The 16,222-nt window shown below is 69.4% G+C and carries 4 protein-coding genes; all 4 read left to right on the forward strand.

What is annotated here, in order from left to right; all coding sequences use genetic code 11:
• The first annotated feature begins 102 nt into the window (after positions 1-102).
• The 4 genes from NA12_RS11750 to NA12_RS11765 are packed head-to-tail and all read left to right on the forward strand — an operon-like array spanning position 103 to position 16,194.
• A complete protein-coding gene (locus NA12_RS11750; RefSeq protein WP_084472695.1) occupies positions 103-13,584 on the forward strand; it encodes a non-ribosomal peptide synthetase in 13,482 nt (4,493 codons plus the stop codon).
• Complete coding sequence (locus NA12_RS11755; protein WP_067449259.1) at positions 13,581-14,591, forward strand: daunorubicin/doxorubicin resistance ABC transporter ATP-binding protein DrrA; 1,011 nt, start codon at positions 13,581-13,583, stop codon at positions 14,589-14,591. Before NA12_RS11750 ends, NA12_RS11755 begins: the two co-directional genes overlap by 4 nt.
• Positions 14,588-15,406 (forward strand): ABC transporter permease, encoded by an 819-nt coding sequence (locus NA12_RS11760; RefSeq protein WP_067449261.1) that lies wholly within the window; start codon positions 14,588-14,590, stop codon positions 15,404-15,406. Before NA12_RS11755 ends, NA12_RS11760 begins: the two co-directional genes overlap by 4 nt.
• Positions 15,406-16,194: an ABC transporter permease gene (locus tag NA12_RS11765; protein ID WP_067449263.1), complete on the forward strand. Its 789-nt coding sequence runs from the start codon at positions 15,406-15,408 to the stop codon at positions 16,192-16,194. Before NA12_RS11760 ends, NA12_RS11765 begins: the two co-directional genes overlap by 1 nt.
• The last annotated feature ends 28 nt before the right edge of the window (positions 16,195-16,222 follow it).

A 16,222-nucleotide genomic window follows, 5' to 3' on the forward strand; every position in this document is an offset into this window, starting at 1 on the left:
AGCGCAGTACGCAACGGCGGGTACTACCCACCAGGTAGCCACCCGCCGGTCCAGGGCCAGAGGTGAACTTCCAGCTCCAGACATGAGAACGCAGGTTCGCTCATGATCCAGTCTTCTTCGCATGCGTCGGATACCGGCGCACCCGAGGGGCCTTTTCCCTTGTCCGCCGCCCAGCGCGGCATCTGGTTCGCCCAGCACATCGCGGGCGACACGCCCATCTCGATTGCCCAATACGTAGAACTTTCCGGCGCGATCGACCCCGCGCTGCTGATCGACGCGGTCCAGCGAACCGGTCGCGAGTTCGGTACCGGCTATGTCCGGCTGGTCGATATCGACGGCCGTCCCCATCAGCTCGTTGACCTCACTCTCGACGACGACGTCGCCGAACTGGATCTGCGCGATGACCCCGATCCGGAAGCGGCCGCGCACGCGTGGATGCGCGCCGAGTACACCGCACCGCTGGATGTCATGCACGACCGATTGGTCCGCATCGCCCTGCTGCGCGTCGCCGAGGACCGCTGGTTCTGGTACGCGCGGATGCACCACATCGTGCTGGACGGAATGGGCGCGCTGGCTCTGGTGCAGCGCGTCGGCGAGCTCTACAACGCCGCCTTCGACGGCCGCGAGCCGTCGGCTGCCAAAGCCGAGCCGTTGCAGAAGATCGTCGAGGCCGATCTGGCCTATCGCAGCTCCGATCGTTTCGCCGCCGACCGCGAGTACTGGCGCGAGCATCTGGCCGCGCTGGCGGATCCGGTGACGCTGGCCGGGCGCGACGCCGAGGTCGACGCCCACCCGCGCCGGGTGTCGGGCGCGCTGCCCGCGGACACCGGCTCGCTACTCGATTCCGTTGCCGCGTCGGTGAATTCGGGTGTCGCGCCGACGGTGGTCGCGGCGTTCGGCGCCTATCTCGCTGCGATGACCGGCGCACCGGAAGTGGTACTGAGCCTGCCGGTCTCCGCACGGACCTCGGCGATCCTGCGTCGTTCGGGCGGCATGCTCGCCAATGTCGTGCCGCTGCGTCTTCGCCTCGATCCCACCACCACCGTCGGCGCGGCGATTCTCGCCGTGCAGAGCGAGCTGACCGGTGCGTTGCGCCGCCAGCGGTACCGCCAGGAGGACATCGTCCGCGATCTCGGCTGGGCGATGGACGAGGCGGCGTCGTTCGGACCCGCCGTGAATCTGATGATGGTGGATACCAGGATCGCGCTCGGCCCGGTCGTCGGACGGCTGCATGTGCTCACCTCCGGCCTGATCGACGACCTGTTCGTCAACCTCTATCCGGGCGTCGGTGGCGAGAGCACCCACATCGACCTGCAGGGCAACGCGAACCTGTACAGCGAGGCCGAGCTGACCGGCCATCACGCGCGCTTCCTGCTGTTCCTGCGCCGCTTCCTCGCCGCCGGACCGGACGCCGCACTGTCGACGGTGCCCGTGCTCTCGACGGCCGAGCAGACGGCCTCGGTGCCTGCCCGCGGTCCGGTCGGCGTCACGCCGCGCACCCTGCCGCAGATTCTCGCGGCGGGCGCCGCGATCGACCCGCACGCACCGGCGCTGCGCTGGGGCATCGACGAGGCGCTGAGCTATCGCGAGGTCGACGACTACACCGATCGACTGGCCCGCCTGCTGATCGCCGCGGGCGCCGGTCCCGAAACTCCTGTCGCACTGTCGATTCCACGCTCGTCGGAATCCGTGCTCGCCACCATCGCGGTGGCCAAGACCGGTGCGCCGTTCGTGCCGATCGATCCGACCTACCCCGACGATCGCATCGAGCACATGATCGACGACAGCGGCGTGGTCACCGGCCTGACCATCGACGCGGTCCGAAACTCCCTGCCCGACAAGGTCGATTGGCTCTCGCTGGACGACGAAGCCACCGTCGCGGCGCTCGCCGCGCAGAAGTGCGCGCCGATCACCGATGCCGACCGCACCGCCCCGATCGCGCTGGATCAGGTGGCCTACATCATCTACACCTCCGGGTCGACCGGACTGCCCAAGGGCGTGCTGGTCTCGCACCGCGGGCTGGCGAACCTCGCCGCGAGCTCGGGTGCCGGTTTCGGTGTCGAGCCGGACTCTGTTGTCGCCCATGCGGTTTCGCCGAGCTTCGATATCTCCGTCGAGGAGATCGTGGTGACCATGGCCGCGGGTGCCACCCTCGCGGTGGTTCCGCCCTCGGCGTACGCGGGCGAGGACATGGCGCGGGTGCTGCGCGCGCATCGCGTCACCCATCTCAATGTCACCCCGGCCGTTGTCGGCTCGCTCGAGCCGGCCACGCTGCCCGACCTGCGCACCATCGTCGTCGGCGGCGATGCCTGCCCGCCGGAACTGGTGGCGAAGTGGGCCGGTCGCGCATTGATCAACGGGTACGGTCCCACCGAGACCACCATCACCACCACGCTGAGCGAGCCGCTGGTTCCCGGCGCCCCGGTGACGATCGGCAGCCTGGTCGGCGGGGTGTCCGGCCTGGTACTCGATCCGTGGATGCGGCCGGTACCAGCGGGCACCGTGGGTGAGCTGTACCTCGCGGGCCCCGGCGTCGCACGTGGTTATCACCGGCGCGCGGGCTTGACCGCGAGCCGGTTCGTCGCGAATCCGCACGCACCCGGCGAACGGATGTATCGCACCGGCGACCTGGTGCGCTGGACCGATGCCGGCGGGCGCGTCACCCTGGACTATCAGGGGCGCGGCGACTTCCAGGTGAAGGTGCGCGGCTATCGCATCGAGCTCGGCGAGATCGATGCCGCGTTGCAGCGGCTGCCCGAGATCGACTTCGCGATCACGCTCGGTGTCGAGTCGCCGACCGGCGCCACCGCGCTCGTCGCCTATGTCACCGCCGAGCCGGGTGCCGATGTCGTTCCGGAGGCCGTGAAAGCCGCTGTCGGCGAGTCTCTTCCGGCCTATATGGTGCCCGCCGTGGTGACGGTGCTCGACCGGGTTCCGTTGACGCCACTCGGCAAGGTGGACCGAAAAGCATTGCCCGCGCCCGATTTCGGCGCCCGCGCGGTCACGAGCCGACCCCCGTCCACGCCGAGGGAACAGGCACTGGCCGACCTGTTCGCCGACGTGCTCGGACTCGACGCGGTCGGTGTCGACGACAGTTTCTTCGCCCTCGGCGGCGACAGCATCGTGTCGATCCAGCTGGTCTCGCGGGCCAAAGCCGCCGGCATCTCGTTCAGCGCCCGCGATGTCTTCGAACGCAAGACGGTGGCCGCGCTGGCCGCTGTCGCCGGCGACACCGAGGTCCACGTGGTGGAGGAACTGCCCGGTGGTGGGGTCGGCGCTATAGAGCTCACCCCGATCGTGCACGCGATGATCGAGCACCCCGACACCTGGGGACGCTACGGGCAGGCCGTGCTGATCGGGCTGCCCAAGGGGTTCGACCGCCCGATGCTCGCGGCGGCGCTCCAGGTCCTGCTCGAGCACCACGATCTCTTGCGTTCCTCGCTGCGACCGACCGCCGACGGCTGGGAATGGGTTGTCGCCGAACGCGGTTCGGTCGATGCCGGGAGTCTGATCGACGTGGTCGTGGCCGATACCGACGACGCGCTCGAGTGCGCCCTACAGAACACCGCGGACCTGCTCGATCCCACCACCGGCGCCGTCGCCCGGTTCACGCTGATCGAACACGCCGACGCCGCCCCGCTGTGCTGGCTGGTGCTGCACCACCTGGTCACCGATGGTGTCAGCTGGCGAATCCTGTTGCCCGACTTGGCCACCGCGGCCTTCGGTGGCGCGCTCGACCCGGTCGGTACCTCCTTCCGGCGCTGGGCGCACAGCCAGCCCGAGAACGCCGCGACACGGCTCGACGAACTGCCGATCTGGCAGGCGATCCTGGCAACCCCCGACCCGCCGTTCACCCAGACCGCCGACACCTCGGCTACTCCCGACAGGTCCCACGACACCACACCGTCCGCCTCCGCCGCTCCGACCACCCCCGAGAATGTCTCGGCCCCTTGTACTTTCGACCCCGAACTCGATGTGGTCGCCACGATGGCGCAGTGGCAGACGACGGTGCCCGACGACGTCGCACAGGCCGTCCTGCACGACGTACCCGAGCGGTTCCATTGCGGCGTCGACGATGTGCTGCTGGCCGCCCTCGCCATGGCCGTGTGCCGGTGGCGCGACCGCACCGGCGCCCTGCTGACGCTGGAGGGTCACGGCCGCGACGAATCTCTGCTGCCCGGCGCCGATGTCGCGCGCACGGTCGGCTGGTTCACCAGCGTGTACCCGGTCGCGCTCGACCTGACCGGCATCGATCTCGACGAGGCGTTCGCCGGTGGCCGGGCGGCGGGTGCGGCGATCAAGGCGACCAAGGAGCAGTTGCGGTCGGTCCCCGATCGCGGTGTCGGTTTCGGCCTACTCCGCTATCTGCACAACGAAACCGCCGCGGCGCTGGCGGACGCGCCGACACCGCAGCTGAGCTTCAACTATCTCGGCAGAGCCGTGACCGGCGACGATCCGTGGGTGCCGCGACGCTTCGCCGCGACCAACGACGACCGCGCGCCACTGGCGGCCGTCATCGACATCAACGCGGTGCGCACCGATGCCGGAATGGACGTCACCTGGGCCTACGCGAGCAGACTGCTCGACGAAGCCGACGTGCGCGAGCTGGCGCGGCTCTGGTCGCTGGCGCTGCGAGCACTGCTCATCCATGCCGGAACCGGCGACGCGGGCGGGCGCACCCCGTCGGATTTCGCGCTGGTCACCGTCGAGCAGCGCCAGATCGAGCGCTGGGAACACGCCTACCCGACGCTCACCGACATCTGGCCGCTCTCGCCACTGCAATACGGTCTGCTCTTCCACGCCCTGTACGACTCCGACACCGCCGACGGCTACACGGTCCAGTCGCTGCTCACCCTCGCGGGCACAGTGGACGCCGCCCGCCTGCGCGCCGCCGCGCAGGCCCTCGTCGATCGGCACGAGAACCTGCGCGTGGCCTTCGTCGAAACCGACGACGGTCCCCGCCAGTTGGTGCTGTCCACAGCCGAGATCCACTGGGCGGAAAGGGATCTCACCGAGATCGCCGATGCCGACCAGCGAGCGCGCGAGCTGGATCGGGTGATCGAACTCGACGCGCTCACCCGTTTCGACCTGACCCGGCCCCCGCTGCTGCGCTTCACCCTGATCAGGACCGACACACAGACTTTCCGACTCGTCATGACCAATCACCATCTGGTGCTGGACGGTTGGTCGACACCGCTGCTGGTTCGGGAACTGCTCACCCTGTACGTCACCGCGGGCGACGCGTCGATATTGCCGCCCGCCCAGTCCTACCGCGATTTCCTGTCCTGGCTGGCAGAACAGGACACCGAAGCGTCCCTGGCCGCGTGGAAACAGGCCATGGCCGGGATCGACACGCCGACCCGCGCCGTCCCCACCCTCGCCGGGATCGAGTCGACCGAGACCGCGATGCTCTCGCGCGATCTGTCCTCGGCCACCGTCGCGGTACTCGAATCCGCGGCCATGACAGCGGGCGCGACCGTGAACACGCTGGTCCAGGCGGGTTGGTCGGTGCTGCTGGCGATGCTCACCGGCCGCACCGATGTGGTGTTCGGCGCCACGGTGTCGGGTCGGCCGCCGGAACTGCCCGGTGTGGAGGAGATGGTCGGGCTGTTCATCAACACCGTCCCGGTGCGGGTGACCCTCGATCCCTCGGAGCGGGTCACCGACCTGCTGGCCCGGGTGCAGGCCGAGCAGGCCCGGCTCATGGACCATCAGCACGTCGGTCTCGCCGCCATCCACCGTGTGGTGGGGCTGGCCGAATTGTTCGACACCCTCACCGTATTCGAGTCCTACCCCATCGATCGCGAGGCGCTGTCGCAGGCCCTCGACATCGCCGGCATGCGGGTGCTCGACGTCGAGGGCACCGACGCGACACCGTACCCGTTGAACCTCATGGTCATTCCGCTGCGTGGTGCGGCCGGCGCGGGCGATGCGCTGCGCATCACCGTGAAGTTCATGGCCGATCAGCTCGCACCCGACGCGGCGCAGACGCTGCTGGACCGATTCGTCCGGGTGCTCGGTCAACTCGCCGAGAACCCGCACGTCCTGGTCTCCCGACTACAGATCTGCGGCGATACCGAAACAGCCTTGCTCGCACCGGTGCACGGCCCGGCTCCGTTGCCGATGCGCACGCTGCCCGACATCCTCACAGCGGGCGCGCGCATCGATCCCACGGCGATCGCGGTCAGCGCGGGCGAGCTGCGGATGAGTTACGGCGACCTCGACGCCTGGTCCAATCGTTTCGCCCGGGTCCTGCTCCGTCGCGGGATCGGCCCCGAGGTGTTCGTGGTGCTCGCGCTCACCCGGTCGCTGGAATCGGTGGTTGCCGTCTGGGCGCTGGCCAAGACCGGGGCGGCCTTCGTCCCGCTGGATCCGAGCTATCCGGTGGAGCGGATCGAGCACATGCTCAGCGATTCGAAAGCGCCGATCGGCGTCACCGTGACGGCCGTCGGCGACGACCTGCCCGGTTCCATCGACTGGCTGCTGCTCGACGACCTGAACACCATGCGCCGCGCGATGCTGGTCTCGGACGCGCCGATCACCGACGCCGAACGCGGCGGTCCGCTCGACATCGACCACACGGCCTACCTGATCTACACCTCCGGTTCCACCGGCAAACCGAAGGCGGTGCTGCTCAGCCATCGCGGTATCGCCAATCTCGTTGCCGCCCAGCGTGACACGCTGGCGCTCGACCCGAGCGCCAGCGCACTGCAGGTCGCCTCCCCCAGCTTCGACGCCTCCGTCTTCGAGATGCTGACCGCGCACGCCGCGGGTGGCCGCCTGGTCGTCTCGCCGCCGGAGGTCTACGGCGGCGGCGAACTCGAGGCGCTGCTGCGCACGGAGCGGGTCACCCACGCGGTGATCACCCCGTCGGCGCTGGCGACGATGGAGCCGACCGATCTCACCGACCTGCGGGTGCTGTCGGTAGCCGGCGAGGCGGCCACCCCCGAACTGATCGAGAAGTGGGCCGCGGGTAGGCGGATGGTGAACCTGTACGGCCCCACCGAGTTCAGCATCTGGGCGACCGGTCCCGCCGAGCTGCTCTCGGGCGAGCCGGTCACCATCGGCGGACCGATTCGCGGGGCGGCGCTGGTGGTGCTGGACAGCTGGTTGCGTCCGGTCCCGGTGGGCATCGCGGGCGAGCTGTATCTGGCCGGGCCCGCGCTGGCGCGCGGCTACTTCAACCGTTTCGAGATGACCGCGAGCCGGTTCGTCGCCAACCCGTTCGGGCTCGCCGGGGAACGGATGTACCGGACCGGCGACATGGTGCGCTGGGTCACGGGCGAGAACGCCGCGCTCACCCTGGAGTACTTGGGCCGCAGCGACTTCCAGGTCAAGATCCGTGGCCTGCGGATCGAGCTGGGCGAGATCGACGCGGTCCTCTCGCGCGACGACGAGGTCGACTACGCGGTGACGATCGGGCGGGAAGGCCCGGCGGGCGCCACCGTGCTCGTGTCCTACGTGCTCGCGGTGCCCGATGTCGAGCTCGACGCCGAACGGCTGCGCGCGCGGGTCGCGGCGGAACTGCCCGGGTATATGGTGCCCGCCTATGTCGTTGTCCTGGAGGACATCCCGCTCACCCCCGTCGGAAAACTGGACCGCAAGGCCCTGCCGATTCCGGATTTCTCGGCCGCCCAGCAGTCCTATCTCGCACCGCGCACACCGATCGAACAGGCCGTCGCCGAGGTGTTCGCCGACGTCCTCGGCAGCGAACGGGTCAGCGTCGACCAGTCCTTCTTCGAACTCGGCGGCAACTCACTGAGTGCGACCAAGGTGGTGGCACGGGTCAATTCGGCGCTCGGCTCCACCATCGCCCTGCGTGATCTGTTCGACGCGCCGAGCGTGGCCCAACTGTCGTCGCGGGTCGTCCCCGCCGTCGACGGCACGCCGGGCCGACTCGCCCTCGCCCCCCGTCTGCGCCCCGACCGCATCCCCCTGTCCCCCGCCCAGCAGCGCATGTGGGTCCTCAACCAACTCGACCCCGCCTCCTCGGCCTACAACATCGCGATCGCCCTTCGCCTCACCGGCACCCTGGATGTGGCGGCGATGCGCCACGCACTCGCCGACGTGGTCGAACGCCAGGAGAGCCTGCGCACCCGCTATCCCGCCGACGCGCAGGGCCCCCGCCAGGTGATCGTCGGGATCGACACCGAGGTTCCGTCGATGCCGCTGATCGATACCGAGGACGGGGCGTCGCTGCGTGCGCGGATCAACGAACTGGCGGGCACGGGTTTCGACCTCACCCGTCAGGCGCCGCTGCGCGTCGGCCTGTTCCGCATCGACAGTGGTCGAGCCGAAGCCCGCGATGCGCAGCCGAATTCCGGCATCGAGCCGGTAGTAGCCGATGGCATCGGCGACGCCCTCGCGCCGACCGCCGATACCTCGCCGCACCACGACGGAGCCTCTCGCTCCGAAACCCCTGTGCCAGTGCATGTTGTGGTCCTCGTGGTGCACCACATCAGCGCTGACGGCGCCTCGATGGCCCCCTTGGCGGCCGATCTCGTCACCGCGTACTCGGCACGGGTATCGGGCGAGGCCCCCACGCGGCCCCCGCTCACCGTGCAGTACGCGGACTTCGCCCAGTGGCATCGCGAACTGCTCGGCAGCGCCACGGATTCGGCGTCCGTCGCCGCACAGCAGATCCGGTTCTGGCGCGAAACCCTGTCCGCCGCACCGGATGCGCTGGAACTCCCGACCGACCGTCCCCGTCCCGCGGTGCAGACGATGCGCAGCGACGATGTCGACTTCGCCGTCGACGGGCAGACCCACCGCGCGCTGATCGACTTCGCCGCCACGAACAACGTCAGCGTCTTCATGGTCGTCCACGCCGCCCTCGCGGTGCTGCTGGCCCGACTCGGCGGTACCGGCGATGTCGTCATCGGCACGCCGATCGCGGGTCGCGGCGAAGCCGCGCTCGACGACCTCGTCGGCATGTTCGTCAACACGCTGGCCCTGCGCACAGCTGTCGACCCCGGCATCGGCTTCCGGGAGCTGCTCGCAGGCGTCCGTGCCGCCGACCTCGATGCCTTCGGCCACGCCGACGTGCCGTTCGAGCAACTCGTCGCGGCACTCGACCCCACCCGGTCCACCGCGCATCACCCGCTGTTCCAGGTGTCGCTGTCGTTGCAGAACTTCGTCGAACCGGTGCTCGAACTGCCCGGCCTGCGGGTCGAAGTCGAGGATTTCGACCGCCGTTCCTCGGCCTTCGACCTCACCCTCGACCTGCGCGAACGTTTCGACGAGACCGGCCCGGCGGGCATCGACGGCGTCCTCACCTACGCCACCGACCTGTTCGACGCCACCACGGTTACCTCGTTCGCGAACCGGTGGCGCCGGGTTCTCGCCACCGTCCTCGCCGATATCGACATCCGCGTCGCCGATATCGACCTCCTCGCCGAATCCGAACGCGCACAACTTGTTCCGGTTCGCGGCCCCGCCTCCACCACGACAACCACCTTGGCCGACCTGCTCACCGCGACCGCGACTACCTTCCCGGACCGGCCTGCGCTGATCTCCACCACGGACCCCGCGACCCGGCCCGCGCCGATCACGAATCCGACCGCTGCCGCCACCTCCCCGCCGCCGCACGACACGATCACCTACCGGTCGCTGAAGGCTCGGTCGAATCAGCTGGCCAGGCTGCTGATCGAGGCGGGCGCGCACACGGAAACCGTTGTCGCGCTCGGTCTGCCCCGCTGCGCCGAACTGCACACGGGTATCTGGGCGGCGGCGCGAGTCGGCGCGGCGTTCCTGCCGGTCGACCCGAAACACCCGGCGGACCGGATCGAGCACATGCTCACCGATTCCGGCGCGCAGGTGGGAATCACGCTCGCCGAGTACCGGCCGACGCTGTCCGACACCACCCGCTGGCTGATCCTCGACGACCCCGGCTTCGTCACCCGCCTGAACGCCACCGACGACGCCGACCTCACCCCTGAGGAACTACCGGCGCCGATCAGAATCGAGAACCCGGCCTGGATGATCTACACCTCCGGCTCCACCGGCACCCCGAAGGGCGTCACCGTGACGCATCGCGGCCTGGCCGACCTGGTGGCCGCCCAGCGCGCCGACCTGCGCCTCGACGAGCACGCCCGGGTGCTGCAGGTCGCCTCGCCGAGCTTCGACGCGTCGATCTTCGAGGCGCTCATGGCCTTCGGCTGCGGCGGCGCGTCGGTGATCGCCCCGCCCGGTGTCTTCGGCGGCGCACCCCTGGCGGAGCTGATCGCCGCCGAGCAGGTCACCCACATGGTGATCACGCCGTCGGCGCTGGCCACCGTCGATCCCGCCGATGTGTCGAGTGTGCGTGTCCTCGCGGTCGCGGGTGAGGCGGTGGGTCCCGATCTCGTCGCGCGCTGGTGCGGCGGTACCGACAGGCGAACCATGGTCAACCTGTACGGTCCGACCGAATACACCATCTGGGCAACAGGTTCCGCACCGTTGTCGGCGACGGAGCCGGTGACCATCGGCTCTCCCGTGCGCGGTGCGAGGGCCCTCGTCCTCGACGACCGCCTACGCCCGGTACCTGTCGGCGTCGCGGGTGAGCTGTACCTCGCGGGCGCCGGTCTGGCCCGGGGCTACCATGCCCGACCGGGTCTGACCGCGGCCCGCTTCATCGCCGACCCCTTCGGCCGCCCCGGCGAATACCTCTATCGCACAGGTGATCTGGTGCGGTGGACGAACGCCACCGCACCGACTCTGGAATACCTCGGCCGCACCGACTTCCAGGTCAAGGTGCGCGGCCAGCGCATCGAACTCGGCGAGATCGACGCGGTACTCGGCGCGATCGACGGCGTCGATCTCGCTGTGACACTGGGTGTTCCGGGCCCCACCGGCGCCACCGCGCTGGCCGCCTACCTGGTGCGCCTGCCCGATGCGGACCTCGACATCGCACAGATCAGGGCGCTGGCCGCCGATACCCTCCCCGCCTACATGGTGCCCACCGCGTTCGTGGTGCTCGACGCGATCCCCATCAACGCGGTCGGCAAACTCGACCGAAAAGCACTGCCGGAGCCGGTTTTCGTCACCGATGACACCCCGTACCGCGCACCGCAGACACCGACCGAACTGGTGCTCGCCGAGGTCTACGCCGAACTGCTCGGCCGTACCAGGGTCGGCATCGATGATTCGTTCTTCGCCCTCGGCGGCGACAGCATCCTCGCCATCCAGCTCGTCACCCAGGCGAAGCTGCGCGGCGTGCACTGCACACCGCTGCAGGTCTTCGAACACCGCACGGTCTGCGCGCTCGGCGCGGCCGTCGATACCGCCGAGACCGTCGAGGCGCTCGCCGAACTGCCCGGCGGCGGCACCGGCGACCTGCCGCTCACGCCGATCGTGCGCTACATGGTCGAACGCGGCGGCGACTTCGACCGGTTCGCCCAGACCGCGGTCCTCGAACTGCCCGTCGGCATCGACCGCGCGCGACTCGTCGCCACCCTCACCGCCGTCGTCGACCGCCACGACATGTTGCGATCGTGCCTGTGGGCCACCGACGACGGGTGGCGGCTGCGGGTGGCCGAGCCCGGCTCGATCGAGGTCGACACGCTGGTGCACCGCACGGCCTTCGACGCCGCCATCGACCCGACCGAGCTGCGCGAATACGCCCGGACCGAGCTCGACTCCGCGATGAACCGGCTGAATCCGGCGGGCGGGGTCGTCGCGCAGTTCGTGTGGCTGGACCCGGTCGGTGACGCCGGCGCGCACCTCGGGCCGGGACGCCTGATCATCGTCGCCCACCACCTCGCGATCGACAGCGTGTCGTGGCGAATCCTGGTGCAGGACTTGATCGCCGCCTGGGCCCAGGTCTGCGCGGATACCACTCCCGTGCTCCCCGAGATCGGCACGTCGATGCGGCGCTGGTCGCATGCGATGACCGAGCAGGCGCAGACCGAGCGGCGCCGCGCCGAACTCCCGTACTGGCAGGCGGTGGTGAACGGCCCCGATCCGCTGCTCGGTACCCGTCACCTCGATCCCGATATCGACCAGGGACAGACCGTGCGCCGCCTCGACATCGAGGTCGACGAGGACACCACCGCGGCCCTGCTCACCACCCTGCCCAGCCTGTTCCACGGCAGCGTCACCGACGCGCTGTTCGCCACCCTGGCGGTGGCGCTGGTGCGCTGGCGCGCGCGCAGAGGCGTGCACGAGCCCTCGGCGTTGCTGCGCCTGGAAGGCCACGGCAGACAGGAGGAAGTCGTGCCCGGCGCCGACCTCTCGCGGACCATCGGCTGGTTCACCAACCTGTACCCGGTGCGACTGGATCTCGCCGACCTCGACCTCGACGACGCGCTGACGGGCGGCCCGGCCATGGGCGCGGCGATCCGCCGGGTCAAGCACGACCTGCTGGCGGTCCCGGACAAAGGCATCGGATTCGGCCTGCTGCGCTACCTGAATCCCGAAGCCGCCGAACAACTTCCGTCCCGTCTGCCCGGCCAGATCTGCGTGAACTACCTGGGCAGGCACACCTCGGTCGACACACCACCCGGCCTCGAAGGTCTCGGTTGGCTGCCCACCGACGCGCTCGGCGATCTCGAGGCGGCCGAGCATCCGGACGTGCCGATCATGTCCGCGATCGATATCAACGCCATGGTCGTCGGCAACCGGCTGCGGGCCGACTTCGGTTACGCGGCAGAACTACTCGATCGCGAGGATGTCACCGAACTCGCGAACCTCTGGGTCGACGCTCTCGGCGCGGCCGCGCGATACGCCGAAACACCTGCTGCCCAGAAGGATTCAGCCGAGGAGGCCGCCGCCATGACAGCCCGCACGGCGGCGGTCGTCGAGTCCGGACCGGCCGGACTCGGTCTCGACGTGCTGCTCCCGATCCGACCCGACGGCGACCGACCCGCGCTGTTCTGCGTCCACTCCTCCTCCGGAATGTCGTGGAGCTACCTGGGATTGGCCGAACAGCTCGCGCCGAATCGCCCGATCTACGGGCTCCAGGCGCCCGACCTCAGCGGCCGTGAACCCAGCGCGCGCTCCATCGAGGAGTTCGCCCAGCGCTACGTGCGCGAGATCCGCGCGGTACAGCCGAACGGCCCCTATCACCTGCTCGGCTGGTCCTTCGGCGGACTCATCGCCCAGGCGATGGCGGTGCAACTGCGGGCGGCGGGCGAGCAGGTGGGCGTCGTCGCGCTGTTGGACACCGACACCGCCGACATCGACGGCGACACCATCGAGCGCCTCTCGCCGGGCGCCTTCATCAACACCTTCGGCGCCATCTTCGGCATCGACGACGTGCCCGCCGAATCGAGCGCCGAACAGGCGGCCGAGCTCATCACCGCCCGGCTCGGCGGGGTCGAACTCATCGACGCGGGCACCATCGAGCGCATGGCCGGCTCCTACAACGCCTCCGCGGGGACGCGGACCGGCTATCAGCGCCCGGTCTACCACGGCGACATCGTCTATTTCCGCGCCACGGTCGACCCCGCCGAATGGATGGGACCGGACGGGTGGCGGCCCTACGTCACCGGTGACATCACCAACCACGACGTCGACGTGACCCACGACGACATGACCAACCCCTACGCGCTGTCGGTCATCGCGCCGCTGCTCGATGACCACATGGAAGCAGGAGACCGGATATGAGCGTCGAACCCACTCTCGTGCAGAGCAACCCGCGCACCGGCGGTGTCGTGGTCGAAGGGATCGAGAAGTCCTTCGGCGATGTGCACGCCCTGCGCGGTGTCGATTTCGAGGCCGCCCCCGGTGAGGTGCTCGGCATCCTCGGCCCCAACGGCGCGGGCAAGACGACGATGGTGAACATCCTGTCCACCCTCGTCACGCCCGACAGTGGGCGGGCGGTGGTCGCCGGCCACGATGTCGTCGCCGACCCCGCCGCGGTGCGTAAACGCATCATGCTGACCGGGCAGTACGCCGCGCTCGACGACATGCTCAGCGGCTACGAGAACCTCGTCATGTTCGGCAGGTTGATGGGCCTGCGCAAGTCGGCCGCGCAGGTCAGGGCCAGAGAACTGCTCGGGGAATTCGACCTGGAGAAGGCCGCGAATCGGCGCGTCGGCACCTACTCGGGCGGCATGCGGCGCCGCATCGACATCGCGTGCGGGCTGGTGGTTCGCCCCGACGTGGTGTTCCTCGACGAGCCGACCACCGGCCTCGATCCCCGCAGCAGGCAGGGTGTGTGGGACCTGGTGCGCAGCTTCAAGTCCGCGGGTATCACCACCCTGCTCACCACCCAGTACCTGGAGGAGGCCGACGCGCTCAGCGATCAGATCATCGTGATCGATCACGGCGTGGTGATCGCCTCCGGCACCGCCGACGAGCTCAAACACCGCACCGGCGGCAGCTACTGCGAGATCGTGCCGCTGGATCTGGAACAGGTGCCCGCCATCGTCAGCGCGCTCGGCTCGCTGCTTCCGGCGGAGAACCTGGCCGCGCTCACCCCCGAATCGGACCGCATCACCATCCCGGCGCCCGACGGCGCCAAGACCCTCGCCGAGGCCCTGCGCCGACTCGACAACGCCTCGGTCGAACTCGTCGACATCGCCCTGCGCCGACCCTCGCTCGACGATGTGTTCCTGCAACTCACCGGTCATCTGGCCTCGACCGAGGCCGAATCGCAGGCCACGGCATGACCGCCGCCACCTGGAACACCTCCGCGCGCGCGACACCGGAGACGGTGCAGCAGTGGTGGGTCCTGACCACCCGGCTGATCGTGCCCTCGATCAAAACCGGCGAGTTCCTCGCCTCGGTCCTCGCGCCCGCGGCCTTCACAGCCAGCTTCTACATCCCGCTGAAGACCGTGATGACGTTCTCCGGCAACGGTTTCAGCAGCTACGCCCAGTACATGATGCCGCTGGTGATCCTGCAGGCCGCCGCGTTCACCGCCATCTCGGCGGCGTTCCGCTCGGCGTCGGACTCCGTGGCGGGCCTCAACCGTCGCTTCGGGGCGATGCCGGTGCGGCCGCTGGTCCCGGTCGCGGCGCGGATGTCGGCCAACCTGTTCCGGCTGCTCATCTCGCTGGCCGCGGGGATCGCCGCGGGCTATGTGATCGGCTTCCGCTTCCGGCTCGATGCCGCGCACACCCTCGCCTACCTGGCGTTCTCGGTGCTGATCGGGCTCGCGTTCACCCTGGGCGCGGATGTGATCGGTTCGCTGTCCAAGAGCCCGGAAGCCACCTCGCAGGCATTGCTGCTGCCCCCGTTGATCTTCGGCATGCTCTCGACCGGTCTCGCGCCCGCGAGCCAGTTCCCGGAGTGGATCCAGTGGTTCGTCCGCAATCAACCGGTCTCCCAATTCGCGATCGTGTTGCGCGCGCTGGCCGGTGACACCCTGGGCAACGCAGGGACGGTGACCTGGTCGCTGGTCACCCCGTCGCTGCTCTGGCTGATCGGAATGATAGCGATCTGCGCGCCCGTGGCTGTTCGGCTGAGTTCCAGGAGGGCTTGATGGCAGAGCAACGCGAGACCTCGGCGGTCTCACTGGTCCGGCACACCATGATCCAGACCGAGCGGCTACTGGTGCGCTGGGCGCGCAATCCGGTGACGCTGCTCGAGACCCTGCTCATCCCCTGTCTGCTGCTGCTGATGCTCAACATCGTGGTGGGCGGTCAGATCGAGAAGTTCACCGGCGACGATGCCCTCTACGGCTCGGTTCCGATGGTCGCCCTCGTCGGCGCGCTGTCGGGCGCCGTCGCCAGCGGCGTGCTGCTCGGCCGCGAACGCGACGAGGGTCTGCTGGCCCGATTCTGGGTGCTGCCCGTGCATCGCGCATCAGGCCTGGTCTCGCGCATCCTCGCCGAGGGCTGCCGGATCCTGCTCGGCACCGTGGCGGTGTTGATCGTCGGCTACCTGCTCGGCTTCCGCTTCCACAACGGCCCACTGGCCGCCCTGGTGTTCCTGGCGATCCCCGTGGTGTTCGGGCTCGCCTTCGCCACCATGGTCACCGCCGTCGCCGTCTACAGCGCGAAGGCCTCACTGGTCGAGGGCATCACGATCCTCGCCTCGCTGATGATGTTCTTCAGCACCGGTTTCGTCCCGCTGGTCGCGTTCCCGACATGGATTCAGCCGGTGGTTCACTACCAGCCGATGTCGGTGGCCGTCGACGCGATGCGCGGCCTGTCCGATCACGGTCCCATCGCCGAGCCGCTGCTGCTCACGCTCGCCTGGTCCGGCGGCGCGCTACTGGTGTTCGCCGTGCCCGCCGCCGTCGGCTTCCGGCGCGCGAGCCGACGGTAGCTCGGCCCGCGACACTCGCGCCGTCGGC

The sequence above is a fragment of the Nocardia alba NBRC 108234 genome, from assembly GCF_001612665.1.
In the GTDB taxonomy this organism is placed as follows: Bacteria; Actinomycetota; Actinomycetes; order Mycobacteriales; family Mycobacteriaceae; genus Nocardia; species Nocardia alba.